Below are 19,327 nucleotides of genomic sequence, written 5' to 3' on the forward strand. Positions count from 1 at the left end.
CTAAGAGGTCTGACCATCTTCCAGGTTCGTTGGATTTTTTCTGGGGGGAATTGTCCTCTTGTCGATCAGAGATCGGCTTTTGCTCGTTTTGCATCTTTCTTGCCAGCACCTTGCGTAGACCCCTGGACATCCAACCACATCAGAATGGCTCCGACGAAGCTAAACCCCGCTATACATATTCCCCCCAACGGAGATAATAACCCCACCTCCCAAGTCATCACGAAAGCTAGAAAACTCACCAAAAGTAAAAGAACTGCACCTGTCTTTTTCATTGAGTTGCCTATCATATCTCTTGCACCTCCTCTATCGTAAGATCTTATAGTATATGAGAGATTGATAGATTCGGTGATAGATGGTAGACGGTGCCCTTTACAAACGAAAAAAGGACCTGTGGGGTCGTCACCACCTCAAGTCCTTTTTATACTTCCACTATGAAGTTTTATCTGTTCAACAAGCTCCCTACATACCGCAGCAGCTCATTCGCACACACAGGGCAATATCCGTGCTCATCAATCAATTGCTTTGTCACATCATTAATTTTCTTCAACTGCTTCTCATCCGGCGTCTTCGTGGAAGTCGTTATTTTCACGATATCTTTCAAATCAGCGAAGAGCTTCTTCTCAATCGCTTCACGCAGCCGTTCATGGCTGCTGTAATCGAATTTCCGTCCTTTCCTGGAATAGGATGAAATACGGATCAGTATTTCTTCTCGGAATGCTTTCTTCGCATTTTCAGAAATGCCGATCTGCTCTTCAATCGAGCGCATCAGCCGCTCATCTGGATCCATTTCCTCACCGGTTAGCGGATCCTTAATTTTTCCCCAATTACAGTAAGCTTCAATATTATCGAGATAGTTATCGAAAATCGTTTTGGCTGACTCTTCGAAGGAGTAAACGAACGCTTTCTGCACTTCTTTCTTAGCAATATCATCGTATTCCTTGCGAGCTACGGAAATGAAATTAAGGAACCGTTCACGCTCATCCTTAGTAATCGACGGATGCTGATCCAAACCATCCTTCAGGGCTCGCAGCACATCTAGCGCGTTAATGCACTGAAGATCTTGACGAATCAATGCACTTGAGATGCGGTTAATGACATAACGCGGATCGATGCCGCTCATACCTTCTTCTTGATATTCATTCTGCATTTCTTTGAGGTCTGCTTCTTTGTAACCTTCCACAACTTCACCATCATACATGCGCATCTTCTTGACTAAATCCATCCCTTGCTTCTTCGTTTCTTTCAAACGAGTAAGAATGGAGAAAATCGCAGCAACCCGGAGCGCGTGCGGAGCAATATGAATGTGAGACATATCACTCTGTCCGATCAGCTTGTAGTAAATTTTTTCTTCATCCGAAACCCGCAGGTTATACGGAATTGGCATCACAATCATCCGCGATTGCAGAGCCTCATTTTTCTTGTTCGCAATGAATGATTTATACTCGGTTTCATTCGTATGCGCAATGATCAGTTCATCGGCGCTAATGAGAGCGAACCGTCCTGCCTTAAAGTTACCCTCTTGTGTGAGAGAGAGTAAGTTCCAGAGGAATTTCTCATCGCATTTCAGCATTTCCTGAAACTCCATGATCCCCCGATTTGCCTTATTCAGCTCCCCGTCGAATCGATAGGCACGCGGATCGGATTCGGAACCAAACTCCGTAATGGTAGAGAAGTCTATGCTTCCCGTCAAATCGGCAATATCCTGAGATTTCGGATCGGATGGACTGAACGTACCGATCCCTACACGCGCTTCTTCTGAAACGAACACACGCTCAACATGAACATCTTCAATACAGCCATTGTACTCGGTCTTCAAACGCATTTGGCAGGAAGGACATAAGCTGCCTTCAATCTTTACGCCTAGCTCTCGCTCGATCTCGGGACGCAGCTCCATAGGGATCAAATGAAGTGGTTCCTCGTGCATCGGACAACCTTTAATCGCATAGACAGCCCCTAGGTCAGTTCTAGCAAATTGCTCCAGCCCTCTTTTTAACATGGTCACAATGGTTGATTTACCACCGCTTACAGGACCCATCAGCAGTAATATCCGCTTACGAACATCCAATCGACGGGCAGCGGAATGGAAATATTCTTCCACTAGCTTCTCAATGGCCCGATCCAAGCCGAAAATCTCTTTGTTGAAGAATTTGTAGGATTTGTGCCCGACTTGGTCATTGATTCCTTGCGAAGCAATCATATCATAGACCCTTGAATGCGCTGTTCTCGCGAGTCCAGGATTTTTGCGAAGCAATTCTATGTACTCCGCGAACGTACCGGTCCAGCTCAATGAATCCTTCTCCGTACGATGCTCCGAAATTCTTTTGAATATGTCCATGGGTACCTCCTTTCACTGCTGCCTTTCTTAACTAGGTCAGCTCGTGATGGTGAATTGTGTACTACAATCCTATGCACTCATGGGAGATAACTTGCCCGAAATTTTTTAACTGTCATGGATTTCTCGCTTTACAATTTTGGTTAACGTTATGGATTAGCTGTCGCGAATAAGCTGCTCCACCTACTGAATCGCAGATGATTATTTACTAAAAAGTCCATAAGTTTTGCCCGCTTCAACACTAAACTCAACAACCGACTGATCCCTGCCAAAGGAGATTTCTTCTCCCCCGCAGCGAACCAGAACGGCATGTTGTGTACGTACTCTGCATAAGCCATCCTTCGCTACCCTAATTATCGCTTCCGATAGCTTCCCATCGGTCCATTTCAGATTGACGACGTATCCGCCGCGCCCCCTGAGTCCACTCGCTTCTCCCTCGGACCACGCCGACGGCAGCGCAGGAAGTAAGTTCAGCTCATCGGTATGGGATTGCAGCAGCATCTCAACCATACCAGCCGTAGCACCGAAATTCCCGTCAATTTGAAAAGGAGGATGCGCATCAAAGAGATTGGGATACGTTGATTTACGCAGCATGTGGCTCAAATGCGCATAGGATTGTTCGCCATCTTCCAGTCTTGCAAACATATTGACGATCCACGCACTGCTCCAACCCGTATGACCTCCTCCGTTCGCCAACCTGCGCTGCAATGTGGCTGCAGCTGCTTTGGCTAATTCCGGTGTGCGATGCGGGGTGATTTGGGTTCCCGGATGCAGAGCAAACAACTGCGAAATATGCCGATGACCTGGATCATCCTCCTCATAGTCCTTCAACCACTCCATGATCTGTCCGTGTTTGCCAATCTGCGGCTTAGGCAGCCGCTCCATGAGTGCGGAGAGCCGCTCTCGAAGCTCACTATCAACCTGCAGCAGAAGGCTGCTCTGTTTACATGCCTCGAACAACTCACGGATGATCTGCGTATCCATAGAAGGTCCCATAGTCAGTGCTCCTCTAGTTCCATCCGCCAATACATACAGGTTTTCTGGCGACACAGAGGGACCAGTCACAAGCTGTCCATCTGGCGATTCCACCAAATAATCTAGGAAAAAAGCTGCAGCATCCTTCAAGATCGGATAGGCTCTATGCCGCAAAAAATCCAAATCTTCGGTAAACACAAAATGCTCCCATACATGCAGACTTAGCCATGCGGCACCCATTGGCCATATCACACATGTCGGAAACAATCCTTCAGGACGTGTCTCTCCCCATAAGTTCGTGTTGTGATGAGCGACAAAGCCCGAGCACCCATACAGCTCGCGAGCCGTTTGCCGTCCGCTGACCTGCATCCGTTCGATATGGTCGAACAGCGGCTCATGGCACTCCGATAATCCGCAAACCTCAGCCGGCCAATAATTCATTTGTGTATTGATATTAATTGTATATTTAGACTCCCAAGGAGGCGTAAAGCTTTCATTCCAAATGCCTTGAAGGTTCGCGGGCAGACATCCCGGTCGGGAGCTGGCGATCAACAAATAACGGCCGTAATGAAAGTACAGCTCCGCCAAACCGCTATCCATACGCGATTGATCCTCTTGTAGAAGCTTCAACCGCTTGTCCGTTGGCAAATCATCAAAAGGATCGTTTTCTGTCAAACGCAGACTCACCCGATTATACAATTCCTGATAATCTTCGATATGCCGGCGTTCTATCTCGTCAGCGTTGAAGCGATCGACGCCTTCAATTTGAAGCTTGCATGCCGCTAAAGGATCAGACTCTCGAAATGTGCTGGCTGCGGCAAGAACTAAAGTCACAGAACTAGCCCCTTCCACAGACAGGAAGTCGCCAATCACGGACACCTGACCATCCTCGGATTTTGCTTTCAACACACAGGCATATTCAACACCATGCTTCCCGCATTCCCCGCTCATCCAAATACTATCTTCCGACAATGCGCCGGTTTCCCCCTCAAAAGGTCTGCGATTCAAATTCGCAGAGAAATTAAGCTTGCCTGGCTGATCGCACGATAGTAGAATCATCATCACTTGATCAGGGTAACTGGCATACATCGTACGACGGTAGGTGACTCCGCCCACCCTATAAGTTGTGCGGGCGATCGCTTGCTTCAAATCCAATTCTCGCCGATAATCTTCAACTTCGCCTTTCTGGTCATGAAAATAAAGCCTTAGGTCTCCCAAAGGCTGATAAGGGTTGTAATATTTGGGTGTTGAAAAGAGCGCCATTCGCGTTAATTGCGTGGCCTCCTCGACGTTTCCGGCAAAAAGCAGCTCCCTGATTTCTTCTAAATATCGAGAACCATCCGGATTGAGACCATCCTTGGGACCTCCGTACCAGATGGAATCTTCGTTTAACTGAATTCTTTCCTCTTGCACATGACCGAAAATCATGCCGCCTAGTCGACCGTTCCCAATCGGAAGCGCTTCTACCCACATCTTAGCAGGCTGAAGGTACCACAATTTCTCGCGATTGTTCAAGTTTATGCCCCCTATACAGGATTTGGTCTTTCATATTGTTTAGGCAATGCAGGCATCACCATGATCATTTTGGTTCCCTGCTCAGCCACACTTTCAATCCTCAGTCCATAGTTCTCCCCATAAACCATTTGGATCCGGCGATGGACGTTCAACACGCCAATACCGCCTTTTTTACCCGCTTCATCTATTTCTGCATCTGCCAGTCTGTTTGTACTCAACTTCTCTTGGAGCTGCGTAAGTTGTGTCTGCGACATCCCTGAACCATTATCCTCTACACTGATCCAGAAGATCCCGTCCTCTACCCCACCGTCGATTCGGATGAAATGATAATCTTCCAACCCTTCCGGAAATGCATGCTGGAACACATTTTCGACCAAAGGCTGAAGAGTCAGCCGCACCATGACATGAAGCAAATATTCGGGCTTAATCGCAACATCAATCTCGAATTCCCGACCAATTCTATGCCGCAACACGACCAGATAATAAAGTACGTGCTTCAACTCGTTCGCAACCGTTATTTCCTCCAGGTTGGTTTGGACCGAGTAACGCAGCATATAAGCCAGTGCCTTAACAATTTCAGAAATCTCTTCTGAATCCTGAATTGTGGCATAGCAGATAATCGTCTCCAGTGTATTGTACATAAAATGAGGATTGATCTGCAGCTGAAGAGATTGAAACTCAGCCTTCTGCCGTTCCATCCGAATTTCTGAATTGCTTAATTCGACCTGAACCACACGATCAACCGCTTCAGATAGCCGATTGACCATCAGATTATAGCGAACCATGAGTTCGACAATTTCGTCCCTGTGAGAGGGGAGTGGAATGGTGGCCCAATTTCCTTTTTCCGTCTCTCTCATCCCGGATTTAAGTACTTGAATCGGCTTGGTAATCGACTTACCGAATCTGTAAGCAAGTAAGATCGCTAAAACCAGTGTAAATAATCCGACTACAAGCGTTGTCGAACGGATGTTAGCTACCGGTTTACGGAGTTCATGAAGCGGCATGGAGACAACTAGCTGCCAACCCGAATAATCGGATTTGCGGCTTAGATACATGCGCTCCTCCCGCTCATCGCTGTCGACGAAGGAAGAAGTCCCAGCCTTCTGCAGCTTCTCCACGAACTCCTCCGGAACATCTGAACCGACTTTTTTTCCATCTGGATGATAGATATAACGACCTTTTTCATCAATGATAAACAGGTACCCGTATTTCCCTAAATCAATCCCTTTCCATAGGGCAGACAAATCAGCGGATCTCATCTCAATGGCGAGCAAACCATTCAATTCAGGCGAGGTGAAGCCTCGGATACGACGGACTAGCGTGAGCATTTGATTCTCTTGACCTTCAATAATGCTATGGTTCAAAATACTTAATTTGCCGTCAGCCGCTGTATTGGCGAGAAAATATTTTCGCTGTTTCCGTTTATCTTCCGCATTGAAGGATTGCTCGTTCACCCCATTATAGTAATAGACCGCATTCAGCTTATCGCTGAGCAAGTAAACAGAAGCTAGTTTAGGGTTGCGAATGAATAACGGATCGACACTCGTTTCGAGAATCATTTTCCGATAGGTATAAAAGTCATATTCCTCCCGATTGGCCTTCAGATCAATAAACTCCATAACCTGTCTGTTCGTCAAAATAGAGACAATGGAGCGCTCATAGTCTTTCAAATACAGATCGGTATGATGAACCGCGTTTCCGACGATTTGATTCATTTGGTTCTCAACCATTTCCGCTAACTCATCGGAAGAGGTCATATAAGAGAAAATACCGACACTGCTAAGAGAAAGAATGATGACAATCAGAAAATAGACGAATAGCTTTTTAGTTAAACCTCTAATTTTCATTTGATACCGAGCCCTGCGCGATATTCAGAAGGCGAAACGCCAACAATTTTTTTGAAGGTTTTAGTAAAATGGGGGTAATCATCATACCCGACATCTGCGGCTACATCCACGATTCGAACATAAGGGATAGCCAGCATTTCCTTCGCCTTCGTCATCCTTTTTTTGATCCGGTACTGAACAAAGGTCTCCTGCGTTACTTTTTTAAAAAGCGAACTGAAATAGGTAGGTGTCAATCCGACCATCGCAGCGACTTGATCCAGCGAAATGTCTTCTGACAATCGGCTGTCGATAAAGCCTTTGGCCTCTTCCATAGGATCTTTGAAGCTGCCGCTCCGAACGTCTTGAAGGCCTTTTGCCATTCGAATCAACCCCTTCTCGAACGCTTCAAGGGCTTCCTTCACACTATCCGCCTGCAAGTGAGCTTGCACGGAGGATGGGGAGTAATTGCGGCCCTGAAAGCGTTTGACAAGAAGCGCATTACAATCATCCAATAGCTCCTTAAGCTCAGCCAACGATAAATTGGCAGATAGGCAGTATTCACGCCAGCGGCTGATTAAGCTGCTTAGTTCCTCCATTTGCAAGGCCCATATTTGCTGTTCCATTTGATCGATCCACTCGATATAACGGGAAGGCGGCATATAGCTGCGTGATGGCTTTTTGATCAATTGATCCAGCATGCCATGCACATCTGATTTGGTAACCGGTTTCAGCATATAGTGCCGAACACCATAATTCATGCTTTTTTGGGCGTATTCAAAGTCACTGTAACCAGATATCACAACGGTCTTAATTTGAGGAAATTCCTCATGAATGATTCTGCAGAGCTCCAATCCGTCCATTTTGGGCATGCGAACATCCGTCAACACAAGATCAGGTTCGCAGGCGCGAATCCGCTCTAAAGCAGCCACGCCGTTCTCAGCCGTCTGTATTTTCGAGAAAGCAGGTACGTACAATTCCGCCATCTTGACCATTCCTCTGCGAATGACAGGTTCATCGTCTACAATCAGTACATGCATGTCCAGACCTCCCCTATGTTTCTCAGCATCGCTATCCATTTATGATAACTCACGGAAATTGGTTCTACAACGGAAGGAATCACAAACGAGTTTGTGCGAAACGCCACGTGATGGAGCTAAAGGATGTAGGCTCCCCATCCGTCCCTATGAGTTCCCCGGAGTAGACGCCAGCTGCATTTTGCGTGACTGCTGCCTTCCACCAGCCGAACTTGCCATGTTCATAATCAAACGATTCCCCGTCATCGTCGTACAGTTTTCCTTCACCCATTCCATCGCCGAAATGAATGATTTCAAGCAGAACTCGCGTGCCTAAGGGTGGGACATGCGCTAGCGCAGGCATCATCGGAATGACGGACCCGTTTCTAACAAATACCGGAATTCGCTCCAAGCCGGCTTGAACGCGAATGATGCATCCACCGGTATAGCGTTCCCCTGTCTCTAATCCATACCAGATTCCGGATGGCAGCAGGACCTCCCGCTCAGACTCTCCTTCAACCAGTGGAGCTACTAATAATGCATCGCCGAACATGTATTGGTCGTCCCATTCTCTCACTTTTTTCTTGCCGTAAGCGGCATCTGTCGTATTCAAGGTTTGCTCCGCTGCTTCAGCATACAATGCCTCGGCTTCCGCGATTTCTGATGCGGACATCACGAAAGGCATTGCGCGGAATGGAGGGATCCCCTGCTCTCGGTAGGTTGCGAAAGCTGTATACAAATAAGGCAGCAATCTCATCCGCAGCTTAATATAATGCCGAACAGTGCCTTCCACTTCCGGGAAAGACCAAGGCTTCGTTCCATCGCCCCATGCATTCAGCATCGCGAGTGGCGAGAAACAAACCGTTTGCATACGCCGTACCCAATCTTCGGCATTTCGGGCTCTGCGAACCTCCGGTGTCCATAACAGCCCGCTGAAAGACGAGTTGACTAGGCCACGAATAAATTGCTTGTGATCATAGAGATCCGAATATAGGACATAAGGCATCGTGGAGGCTGCGGCATTTGAAGCTCTAACAAGCCCGTATGTTCTCCGATTTTTGCTGCGGAACAGTTCAGCCGTCATTTTCTGGAACATCAACCCGTACATTTGTCGCATCTGCTCGCCGTTCAAACCGGATGGAAACTGCGCATGTCCCGGAAACATCCAGGAATTGTTGGTCAAGTCACTGCCGTCACACTCATCCAGCTTATAACCGGAAACTCCGATATTGACATGCTGCTCTTCATGCTGCTTCTTATACAGCTCCACAGCCGCTGGCAGCGAATAATCCGGCGCAAGCCCGCCCCATACCGAATGACTCCCCGAAAGCGGCTTCAATTCCTCGTACAGCTCACTCTTCGGCGAAACGAAGGGATGCTCCCACAGATTCACCCGAAAGCCGCTTTGGTCCAAAGCTTTCACGAATTTATCAGGCTCAGGGAATCGGTTTTTCTCCCATTCGTAACTGACTGGGTAGCTTTGGCTGTGCCAACCGGGTTCGAGCCCGATCACATCACAGGGAATATCGTGCTGGCGGAACTGCTCCGCTTCTTCAAGAACTTGCTGATCCGTATAGAGCGTCGGAACACGGTGCCAGAAGCCAAGGCCCCACTTCGGAGGCAGAGTGCCTCCCCCGCAGAATAAATTATATCTTGCCACCGCATCCGAAAGGGTTGGCCCGCCAAACACATACACGTCTGCACCTTCGACAGGAAGCCGGATCTCCACCCGCGATGCGACTAGAGTAGCTTTCCATCCCTTATCCGTGTTGCGATCACGAATATCCTCACTTTGCGTTTCCTCCTGCCTCATCGTTGACCCGCAGTACAGAGTCACAATCCGTGAAGTATCCACCAAAACGCCATACCCGAGATCGCTTACGTAAAAAGGCACAGGAGCATGCGTCTCCCCCGTATCCTGCTTGGGATCGCTGTTCACACGCAAATAACGGTTTCTTCCCCGTTGATTCATTCTTAATAATTGCAGGCCTGTCCCGTATAGCTTTTCAGTTCGATTAAGCGGAATAGATAGAATGAGACAGTCACTTGCTTCCTCAAGCTGGATACTTACCCAGTCAAAAGGCGGCTGTACCTGCGGCATCTGCTGCAGTGCCTCGGTTTTTGGCGAAACGCCCATCCATGAGAGCGGTGTAATTCCTTGCGGTTCTCCGATCGTAAGGCGCCATACACCAGGCGCCGATTGCTGCGGGTTTGTTATTTGCATACTAGTTTCCCCATTCATCTATAGAGTTGGAACCTCAATGGCCTTCGTCTGACCGGATTCGCTTGCCAGCTTCGTGTAATGTACAAGCACTTGGGTTTTCAAATAGTCCCTGCCGCTTGTTTCCGCTTCGCGTCCCTCTTGAAGCGACGCCAAAAACTCAGCCAGTGTATCCGATTCATCCACTCCGCTAAAGTCATCGACAAGCAAAACCTCTCCGTCGCGAATTAGGCGGATTTCCTTATCGATGACTTCCATAGCGCCTTTGGTTCCTTCAATTCTCCAATTGCCGCTCCACGGTGTCTCTGTCCCTCTTGAAGCAATGGATGCATTATAGGCAGCAGTGATACCACCCTCCATTTCAAGAAAGGCATACGCATTGATAATAGCCCCTTCCTCTTCCCAGGCGCCAATTGGATTGTAAAGCTTGGCCTGGACCGACTTTCCTTCTCTCCCGGTTAAGTAACGGAGCATATCCATGTGATGTACACCAATGTCATCGAGGATACTAACGGTATATCTCCGCTGCACATGGTGGTACCTGTAGAACTGTATATCCAGCGAGGAAAGAGTGCCAATTGCACCTTCATCCAATAGCTGTTTCATTTTACGAATATAGGGCATTCTGCGGTAGTTTTCTGCGATCATCAAGGGGATGTTTTCCCTTTTGGCTCGAGCTACGACCTCAATGGATTCCTCATAATCAAAAGAAATCGGTTTTTCACACAAAACAGCCAGCTTACGGTCAAACGCCGCATGATTCACAACTGTGTGCATCATCGGAGAGGTCACATTAACGAGAAAATCCGCCTGCTCGTTTTGCAAAGCTTCATCTAATGAAGTGTAGAAGGGGAACGGATCAACCTGCATCTTCTCTTTCATGGCCATATCTACCTCAACAACGGCTGCTAATAAACCTTGATCTCTTAGACGTTTATACCAACTGAACCCTGCTGATCCCAAACCAACCAGTATAGCTTTCATATGTAAATTACCTCCCTAAGGCTTCAATGGAATAACCATATTCCAAGTGTTCGCTGCGTTACGAAATCCCCCGGGTCCGTCGGCAACTGCTGCGAACAAGTGCGTTGGCTTCCCGTCATGAAATAACAGAAAAGGCCGTTCAAGGTTGCCCATCGTCTGCTCCGTTCCATCATCCCAAAGAACCGTACGCGAATAAGACTTAGGCGTCTCAGACAATTGCCAACTTAACCCGTCCGGAGAAACAGCATGAATGCCGCCATGTTTTTCCCCGCAAAGTGTTCCCTCCATATCCTTGGCTAACAGCTCATACCCTTCCGGCGTCTTCCAAATGAAAGGATCCTCGATATGAAATTGATCCGGCGGAAAAATAGGCTCCTCAGTTAATACGCGATAAGGTCCTTGATAGTTATCTGCTGCGGCTGCCCCGATCGTCATTTTCCCATGAAGATTACCTTCATATTGGCGAGCTTTGTAGACAAGCAGCACGGAACCGTCCTCGTGTAGGCAAGGTGCCGGATTGGAGGTCAAATAACTATCGAACCGGTTTGGACGCACGGGGAGTATCGGGTTATCGCTTCTTTCCCAAGGCCCATTAACACTGTCCGCCATAGCGAGCCCCACTCGTTTATTAGAACGGGCTACGATGCATCGCGGATCTTCCAACCCGAATCCATCACCAGCGACCACATCGGGCAGCGGGTGCGTAGAACCCATGTAGTAGAGAAGATACTTATCTCCGAATTTGGTGATATGCGGATTATGTGTGCTGCGCCCGTCCCAATATTGGGCTCCTCTAGCTGGAAGAACGACCTCTTGAAAGGTATATGGCCCTTCCGGGGTATCCGAAACCGCTCTCACAATTTCCGAAGCAACCAGCCACCCCGGATGCATGGGCAGCGATTTGGGCCAACGAGATGCAAACATGTGATAGCGTTCATCTTCTCCCCGAATAACCGAACCGCACCATACCCAATAACCTTCCATCCGAAATCCGCCTTCACGGGGCGCGGGCAGCATACGTTCTGCGATACTTTCCATTTAGACACTCACCTTTCCATCGATTTGTTGCCTTCATTATAGGAGATTATTCACCCTAGTAGAACGGACAAACTTAAGATAACATGTGTTTTTTTACGAATTTAGCAAAATAAAAAACACCCCTCTACTGAATACTTTCAGCATGAGGGATGCGTCTGGTGGAAGAGCTTTTATTTTGTATCGATCATAATCGCGCCTTGCTTTTTGTTCCAACGCTCGGTCGCTTCTTTAATAATTTCATTGCCGCCTTTGGCTTTATACTCTTCGATTACCTTCGGCCAATCGGTGATTGGCTCTTTGCCGTAAATCATTTTGATCATGTGATCGATAATGATCTTCGGGCCAACGTCAGGCTGAGGAGCTGCAAGATCCGGAAATTTTGCGAAGCTGCTCAAATCAGGGTAAAACCCGATACCAGACAGACCTTCCTTCGTCAGCACTTCATCGAATGCTTTCAAGGTCGCTTTTCCATCTTCGTTCAGCAGCAGTCTTGGTTTATTGTAAGTGGAGTCATGTACCGCCCACATCGTTCCGCTGCGGAAGCCTTCTTCATCGGTTTCTTCCTTCGTCGTCGGGAATTTATACGTAATTTTGCCGCTGCTGTCCTTCGTGTAGGTATCGCCTTCGATTCCGAAGGTAAAGAAGGTTTCAGCTTCCGGAGAAACCATCCAATCAAACATTTTAATAATGCCCGCAGCGGTATCTTGCTTCACATTTTTATTAACGAAGAAGGTACGAATGACAGGTGCATAATAGAAATACCCGCCTTTTCCTTCCGGGCCTTTTGGCGAAGCAATAATATCAACTTTTGCTCCTGGAACAGCTTGTTGGGCTTTCGTGCGGTACCCTGGTAATCCGGAAGCATTTTGAGACCAGATTCCCGCTTTGCCGGACTCAATGCTTTTCGTAAAATCAGTAGAAGTGATGGTTGCGAATTCCTTTGGTATCAAACCTTCGTCATACATTGTTTTGTACGTGGTGAGTGCCTTCTGCACATTTTCTACATCGAAAAATTTCGGGACTACTTGACCATTTACCAGCTCAAATTGATCCTTATAAGGCAAAACATCGAAAGCTCCTAGAATCACGTCTGCGTACTTGAAGTTTTCCCTCATTTGATAGGGATTCTCTACACCCATCTTTTTAAATGCTCGCAGCACATTCAGAAATTCGTCAACGGTTTTTGGAGCTTGAAGCCCAGCCTTCTCCAACAAATCCGTACGAATGTATGTGGAACGACGGGATGGATTGCTCAAAAATTCTGGCACGCCATAAATCTTCCCTTCATACGAAACACTATCCCAAGCTGCTTTGGGTATCACTTTTAATAAATTCGGCCCATTCTGTTTCAAAAGCTCGTCCAGCGGCATGAAAACACCGTTCTCTACTGAACCGGACATCGACTTACTGCCTGGACCACCGATACTCCCAACAACATCGGGAATATCGTTACTCGCGAACATAACGCCGAATTTGGCATCTTCCACAACCTTAACGTCCAAATCCGTATTCGTTAACTCCTCCAGTTTCAATACCCATTTATCCTTGTTTAAATCAGGTACCCGGGTATGATATCCCGTACTGACAGTCGTTGGATAGAGCATGGAGAATTTGACCGGTGCTTTCTTCACGTTGCCCGATGGCTGTGGTGAACCCGTTCCCGCTACCTTTCCATCCGAAGAACATGCGGTTAATGCAGAAGCCGTCAACACGACAGCCAGCGTAAGACTGATCGTTTTTTTCATCTAAACACCCCTTCTTTCCATTTATACTGCAAGCGGTTTCACTTCTATGTATGTATCATAACGAAAAGTTGGCGTTTCCTGTATGTATAATTTTAAGACGCTATGTCGTTTTATACGATTAGACACATACGTTTCTGTGCACAGAATAAAGTATGTCAGAACACGATCACTTCTACGTTCCTACATCGATTGAGGGGGGCGTGATTCTTGTTTGAACTGTGGTAAATCATGTGACGTGCTCCGTTATTGGAGGGTGTAGTAAAAAGTTTGGTGCGAGGGCAGGTAGATAGTCATGAAAATGTTCAAATACAGATAACAGTTGGTCAAATCCAACGATGAGTGATTTCGGACATATAGGCTACTGATCTGAAGATCGAGGGGAACGAGGATCCGCTATTTTGGTGAAAATGCCGATGAGGGGCAGGTACGCGGAACGTGGTTCCGCTATTTTGCCTTTTTACCGGTTTTTACACCTCGAAAGCGGGAAATAGCGGATCCTTGTTCCGCGAAAACGTAATACACGCGGTTTTGAGCAAAATAAAGCATCTATGTTCCGCTAAAATCTGACGATGCCTGGTGCGTGGCGAACTCTAATTGTTTGGCTACTTGGCAGAAGGAGCGGCTATTGTGGAGAATCGATTCAGATGGACGGTTGAGCGGTCTACGATTGGGGGCTGGTTGGGATCGGGGTGGGGTTGGGGTTGGGGTTGGGGTCGGGGTCGGGGTCGGGGTCGGGGGTCGGGGGTCAAATCTGGCTAGGATGCGGACTTGGCTCGCTCATCAGCAAACCCCACCCAAAAAACAAAAAACTGCCCGCTCAAGGGGCAGTTACATATCGACTTGCTATTACTGTTTCTTACCCAAAAAAAGCACGCCTTTTTTATTGTTGTAACGGTCCGTCGCTTCTTTAATGATCTCGTTGCCGCCTTTGGATTTATACTCTTCAATGACCTTCGGCCAGTCGGAAATTGGTTCCTTGCCGTAAATCATTTTAATCATATGATCCATAATGATCTTCGGCGCAGCATCCGAACCTGGTGAAGCAGCATCCGGATACTTGGCATCGGCCTCCAGATTAGGAGAAAAGCCAATTCCCGATAAGCCTTCTTTTGCTAAAATATGATCAAATGCATTCAGAATGTAAGGTCCATTAGGGTCTGTTTGCATTTTCAGACGGTTAACGGTACTTTCATGGGAGGAATGCAGCGTACCACGGTGATCCTGCTCCTCTTGCTCTTCTTTGTTGGTCGGTTCCTTATACTTCACTTTACCGTCAACTACCGTGTACGTATCGCCTTCGATACCGAAAGTAAAGAACTTGAATGCTTCTTCTGACGTCATCCAGTCGAAATATTTAACGATTTCTGCGGCCGTTTCAGGCTTCACATTTTTGTTGATGTAATGAGCGCCAATAACTGGCTGGTACATGAGATAACCGCCTTTGCCGTCAGGTCCTTTGGGAGAGGCGATGACATCAATCTTGGCATCTTTCACCGCATTCGGAACGTTCGTCCGGAAATCATTCAAGCTGACTAAGTTGGAAGACCAGATACCAACATCGCCGGAGCGGATATTTTTCAACCAATCGGTCGAAGTTGTCGTCGCGAACTCTTTGGACATCAAACCTTCATCAAACATGGTCTTGATCACGTTAAGCGCTTTTGTCATATTGTCCACATCAAAAAACTTCGGCACAACTTGACCATTTACTACCTCGAATTGTTCTTTATAAGGCAGCACATCAAATGCCCCCAGCACGGTGTCGGCATATTTCAAGTTCTCACGAGCACCATAGGGATATTTGACGCCCATGGCCTTAAACTTTCGGAGTACATCCAGGAATTCATCGATTGTTTTAGGTGGCTGTAAACCCGCCTTTTCAAGCAAATCGGTACGAATAAACGTAGCACGTCTAGAAGGATTCTCTAACCAGTTGGGGATCCCATAAATCTTCCCATTATAGGATACGGCGTCCCATGCTTCCTTCGGCACCGTTTTCATTAAATTTGGGGCATTTTGTTTCAGCAAGTCATCCAGTGGCAAGAACATCCCAGCTTCTACGGATCCTGACATCGCTTTATCTGTTGCTGTGCCCAAGCTGCCTACAACATCGGGAATATCATTGCTTGCGAACAAGACGCCCATCTTGCTTACTTCCGTTATTCGAAGCGTAAGGTCGGTATTCGTCAGCTCTTCCAATTTCTTTACCCATTTGTCATTGTTAATGTCAACACGCGTGTGGTATCCAGTGTTCGTCGTGGTCGGATATGAAATAGAAAACTTGGTCGGTGCCTTTTTTGCCGCTGTTGTGACTGATGACGGCGTTGCTTGCTGCTGACCGGTTTTTCCCGTTGAACAGCCCGCTAAAGTACCTACAGACAATACAGCGACGAGTGCAACATTTGTAACTTTTTTCAAAAGAATCCCTTCTTTCCAAATGAAAATATTAGGATTTCACTGAACCCACCATCATCCCTTGGATAAAGTGCTTTTGCAGGAACGGATATACACAAAGGATCGGGATCGTAGCCACGACAATGACCGCCATCTTAATCCCTTCCGGTGATAGTAAAAGCATTAGTTCCGAAGATACATCCGATTGCCCCATCTGATCTGTAAATACAATTTCTCTTAACCGAACCTGCAGCGGAATCCAATTGCGATGATCAATATAAAAGACAGCCTCGGCATAACGGTTCCAATGACCCACCGCATACATGATGCCCATTGTAGCCATAGCAGGTTTAGAAAGCGGCAATACAATATTCCACAATATCCGAAACTCTCCGCACCCGTCAATTCTTGCCGAATCCAGCAGCTCCGTCGGTAGGTTCAGGAAGAATGAACGCATAACGAATAAATTAAAAGCGCTTATCGCCATAGGTAGCATTAAAGCCCATAGCGTATTAAGAAGCCCTAATTGCTTCACCAACAAATAGTTCGGAATTAATGGCGCGCTGAAAATAAGAGTAAACAGCACCATCACCAGAATGGATTTGCGGAACAAATACTCAGGTCTGGATAAAGGATACGCAAGCGTTGTTGTCATAAAAAGATTAATCAAGGTTCCAAATACCGTAATAATGACACTATTCCGAAACCCAATCCATATCGTTGGGTCCTGTAAAATAAGTTTATAACTCCCCAGTGTGAAACCAACTGGCCACAACGATACCTTACCCGCATTAATGGCCGTGTTATTGCTTAATGACTGCGCAATAATGTGAATAAGGGGAAGCACCATGCTGAGTCCGATGATACCTAACAAAATGACATTGAACAAATTAAAAATTTTATGACCTCTTGTCATAATCATAGCGATTCACCTCCCGTCTCCTTCCGTATCAATACAAACCTTCTCCGGTCAGCTTTTTACTAAACGTATTACTGATCATGATCAACATAAGACCCACAACCGACTTGAACAATCCGATGGCCGTCGTGTAGCTGTATTGCCGATCAACAAGTCCTGCCCGGTACACAAACGTATCGATAATCTCCCCATTCTCATTGTTAAGCGGGTTAAGAAATACGAAGACGCGTTCGAAACCGAAATCAAGAAAATTACCGATATGAAGCAGGAATAAAATAACAATGGTTGGTAAGATACTTGGAATCGTGATGGAGAACACTTGACGAATCCGGCTGGCTCCATCAATTTGTGCAGCTTCATACAGATCGGGATTGATGCCGGCAATCGCAGCCAAATAAATGATGGTGCCCCAACCGCTATCCTTCCACACGCCAGAACTGATGAGAATGGTCCGAATATAGGTGTTTTCCCCTAGAAAATAAATGGGCTCGACGCCAAATAAAGATAGCAAATGATTGACGATTCCCGTGGAAGGCGATAATACCCCAACGACGACTCCACCGACGATTACCCATGATAGGAAGTGCGGCATATAAACCACGGTTTGAACAATTCGCTTATACATCATAACGCGCACTTCATTGATGAGAAGAGCCAGAATGATCGGAACCGGGAAAGCGAAGATCATATCGTATATACCGATTAATATCGTATTTTTCAATATCTGAAGGAAATCTGTATACGCGAACATGCGTTGGAAATTTTCTAAACCTACCCACTTACTTCCTTTAATTCCTTTGAAAATGTTGTAGTTTTGAAACGCGATGACGGAACCGAATAACGGGATATATTTAAAAAGTAAGAAATAAATGATTCCCGGTAATGAAATCACATAAATCGGCCAATGTTTTCGGACAAAAGCCCATTTCTGACTCTTCGATGTGAAATCGTAAACTAATCGATCGGATGGCTGAATTTTACTGGCCATGTTGTCCTCCCCTTCTTGCATGCTGCATCTATTTGTCTTCTTCATCTTACTAGGGTTGTCCGGAGGTAGCGATGGTGAAACTTATAGCGCTTTGTGTTTTTTTACGATGGGAAAAATAGGATTAACGAGCGACTCCATAGCGCTTAGCTGCACTGCTGTGCAGCCAATTCTCAGCAACAAATAAGGCCGTGTCATACTCAATCCAGCCTGCTTCGATTTGCCCCCACAGGAAATCACTCACAATCCGTTTGACAAGCAAAATTTTGCCGTAGCTCCACTCCATACAGCGGGCATCGGATACAATGAGCGAGCTTTTGATGGCCGGAAGCGCTTCTAACCGGTACTGCATACTATCTCGGTATGTACTTGCCCGAAAGTTAAACCACCAATGTCCGCCCACATGAACATTCGGAAAGTTCCATGCCGCTTGCACAATATCCAGATTGTTTAGCTCCGAGGCCACCACAAGCTCGAAGGTACAAGCATAGGCTTCAAACAAGGCAGATAGCTTCAAGATACGGGCCGGGTCATTGACCGGGGTGGCTGTTCCACACCAGGAACGTTCCACACCGAGAAACAACTGAATAAGAAGTCCCCTCTGCTCAGCTGCAGAGCCTAATTCGTGCAGAAGCATCATCAAAATCTCATCCTTGGTGCTGCCTTGCCCAATCACAACCTTGCGGTTCGCCCTGGTTTCATAGCTCGGCAATGTGGTCATGATGCCCACGTAACCGGCTTCCTTGTACTCGTCGAGTAGTTGCTTAAGCTTCTCACGCGCTTGAGCGAATGCCTCAGCCGGGTTATGCGACAGCTCAACTTCTTTGACCCACCCGCCTAATTTACCGTCAATTCGCGGGATAAGGATGGCGTTCTCCCGCATGCCTTGGAACTCCGCATGCTCGGGTATATTCACCACGAACCTGCTAACGTTCATACGGTCCGCGACTTCTTGCGCCCATGTAGCGCTTTGTGCGGTCTCTTTGACAGCAGCGTCGGCTTTCCGTACGGAGGCAGCGTCGCTGATTTCAATGCCATATAGATTTTTGAAAATTTGAGTCAACACCACATTCATCATCGTGTTTCTTGATCCATGGTACGCTTCCAAAAAGGCAGCGATTCGTATATCCTCTGGGAGCTCCATGGCATTCGCCGGATATCCCGCAGCCTGCAGCTCGCGAAACAACCAGAAATAATGCGCAATCTCCCAAAAGTCGCTGGCACAGAGGCGATCCCCCACAAGGTGGGTGTGCGTATCCAATACAGGCAGCTGCATGATACGTTCCTCAAACGCTTCCTTGACGTGTCTCATCTCCGTATTCATTCCTTATCCTCCTCCTGTAACAACTATGTCCTGATGGTACAATGGTTGCTCAATCT

The 19,327-nt window shown here is 47.0% G+C and carries 13 protein-coding genes; all 13 read right to left on the reverse strand.

The window, feature by feature from the left end; genetic code table 11:
- Positions 1 to 65: 65 nt before the first annotated feature.
- Positions 66 to 287, reverse strand: coding sequence for a hypothetical protein (locus tag NYR53_RS27335; RefSeq protein ID WP_261302246.1), 222 nt, complete (start codon positions 285 to 287; stop codon positions 66 to 68).
- A 152-nt stretch (positions 288 to 439) separates the two neighbouring features.
- Positions 440 to 2,335 (reverse strand): PrkA family serine protein kinase, encoded by a 1,896-nt coding sequence (locus NYR53_RS27340; protein WP_047677213.1) that lies wholly within the window; start codon positions 2,333 to 2,335, stop codon positions 440 to 442.
- 198 nt (positions 2,336 to 2,533) lie between these two features.
- A complete protein-coding gene (locus tag NYR53_RS27345; RefSeq protein WP_261302247.1) occupies positions 2,534 to 4,822 on the reverse strand; it encodes a glycoside hydrolase family 95 protein in 2,289 nt (762 codons plus the stop codon).
- 11 nt (positions 4,823 to 4,833) lie between these two features.
- Complete coding sequence (locus NYR53_RS27350) at positions 4,834 to 6,669, reverse strand: cache domain-containing sensor histidine kinase (RefSeq protein ID WP_261302248.1); 1,836 nt, start codon at positions 6,667 to 6,669, stop codon at positions 4,834 to 4,836.
- Positions 6,666 to 7,685 carry a response regulator transcription factor gene (locus NYR53_RS27355; protein ID WP_261302249.1) on the reverse strand — a complete coding sequence of 340 codons (1,020 nt, stop codon included), beginning with the start codon at positions 7,683 to 7,685 and terminating at the stop codon, positions 6,666 to 6,668. Before NYR53_RS27355 ends, NYR53_RS27350 begins: the two co-directional genes overlap by 4 nt.
- 79 nt (positions 7,686 to 7,764) lie before the next feature.
- Complete coding sequence (locus NYR53_RS27360) at positions 7,765 to 9,885, reverse strand: TIM-barrel domain-containing protein (protein ID WP_261302250.1); 2,121 nt, start codon at positions 9,883 to 9,885, stop codon at positions 7,765 to 7,767.
- Between the two features lie 18 nt (positions 9,886 to 9,903).
- On the reverse strand, positions 9,904 to 10,866 hold the full coding sequence (locus NYR53_RS27365; protein WP_261302251.1) for a Gfo/Idh/MocA family protein: 963 nt from the start codon (positions 10,864 to 10,866) through the stop codon (positions 9,904 to 9,906).
- A 15-nt stretch (positions 10,867 to 10,881) separates the two neighbouring features.
- Entirely contained in the window at positions 10,882 to 11,904 is a 1,023-nt protein-coding gene (locus NYR53_RS27370; RefSeq protein ID WP_261302252.1) for a glycoside hydrolase family protein, read from the reverse strand.
- A gap of 170 nt (positions 11,905 to 12,074) precedes the next feature.
- Entirely contained in the window at positions 12,075 to 13,649 is a 1,575-nt protein-coding gene (locus NYR53_RS27375; RefSeq protein WP_261302253.1) for a type 2 periplasmic-binding domain-containing protein, read from the reverse strand.
- 846 nt (positions 13,650 to 14,495) lie between these two features.
- Positions 14,496 to 16,067 carry an extracellular solute-binding protein gene (locus tag NYR53_RS27380; protein ID WP_261302254.1) on the reverse strand — a complete coding sequence of 524 codons (1,572 nt, stop codon included), beginning with the start codon at positions 16,065 to 16,067 and terminating at the stop codon, positions 14,496 to 14,498.
- Between the two features lie 28 nt (positions 16,068 to 16,095).
- Complete coding sequence (locus NYR53_RS27385; protein WP_261302255.1) at positions 16,096 to 16,965, reverse strand: carbohydrate ABC transporter permease; 870 nt, start codon at positions 16,963 to 16,965, stop codon at positions 16,096 to 16,098.
- 28 nt (positions 16,966 to 16,993) lie between these two features.
- Positions 16,994 to 17,950 carry an ABC transporter permease gene (locus NYR53_RS27390; protein ID WP_261302256.1) on the reverse strand — a complete coding sequence of 319 codons (957 nt, stop codon included), beginning with the start codon at positions 17,948 to 17,950 and terminating at the stop codon, positions 16,994 to 16,996.
- A gap of 121 nt (positions 17,951 to 18,071) precedes the next feature.
- Entirely contained in the window at positions 18,072 to 19,271 is a 1,200-nt protein-coding gene (locus NYR53_RS27395; protein WP_261302257.1) for a glucuronate isomerase, read from the reverse strand.
- Between the last annotated feature and the right edge of the window lie 56 nt (positions 19,272 to 19,327).

It is taken from the genome of Paenibacillus andongensis, assembly GCF_025369935.1.
GTDB lineage: Bacteria > Bacillota > Bacilli > Paenibacillales > NBRC-103111 > Paenibacillus_E > Paenibacillus_E andongensis.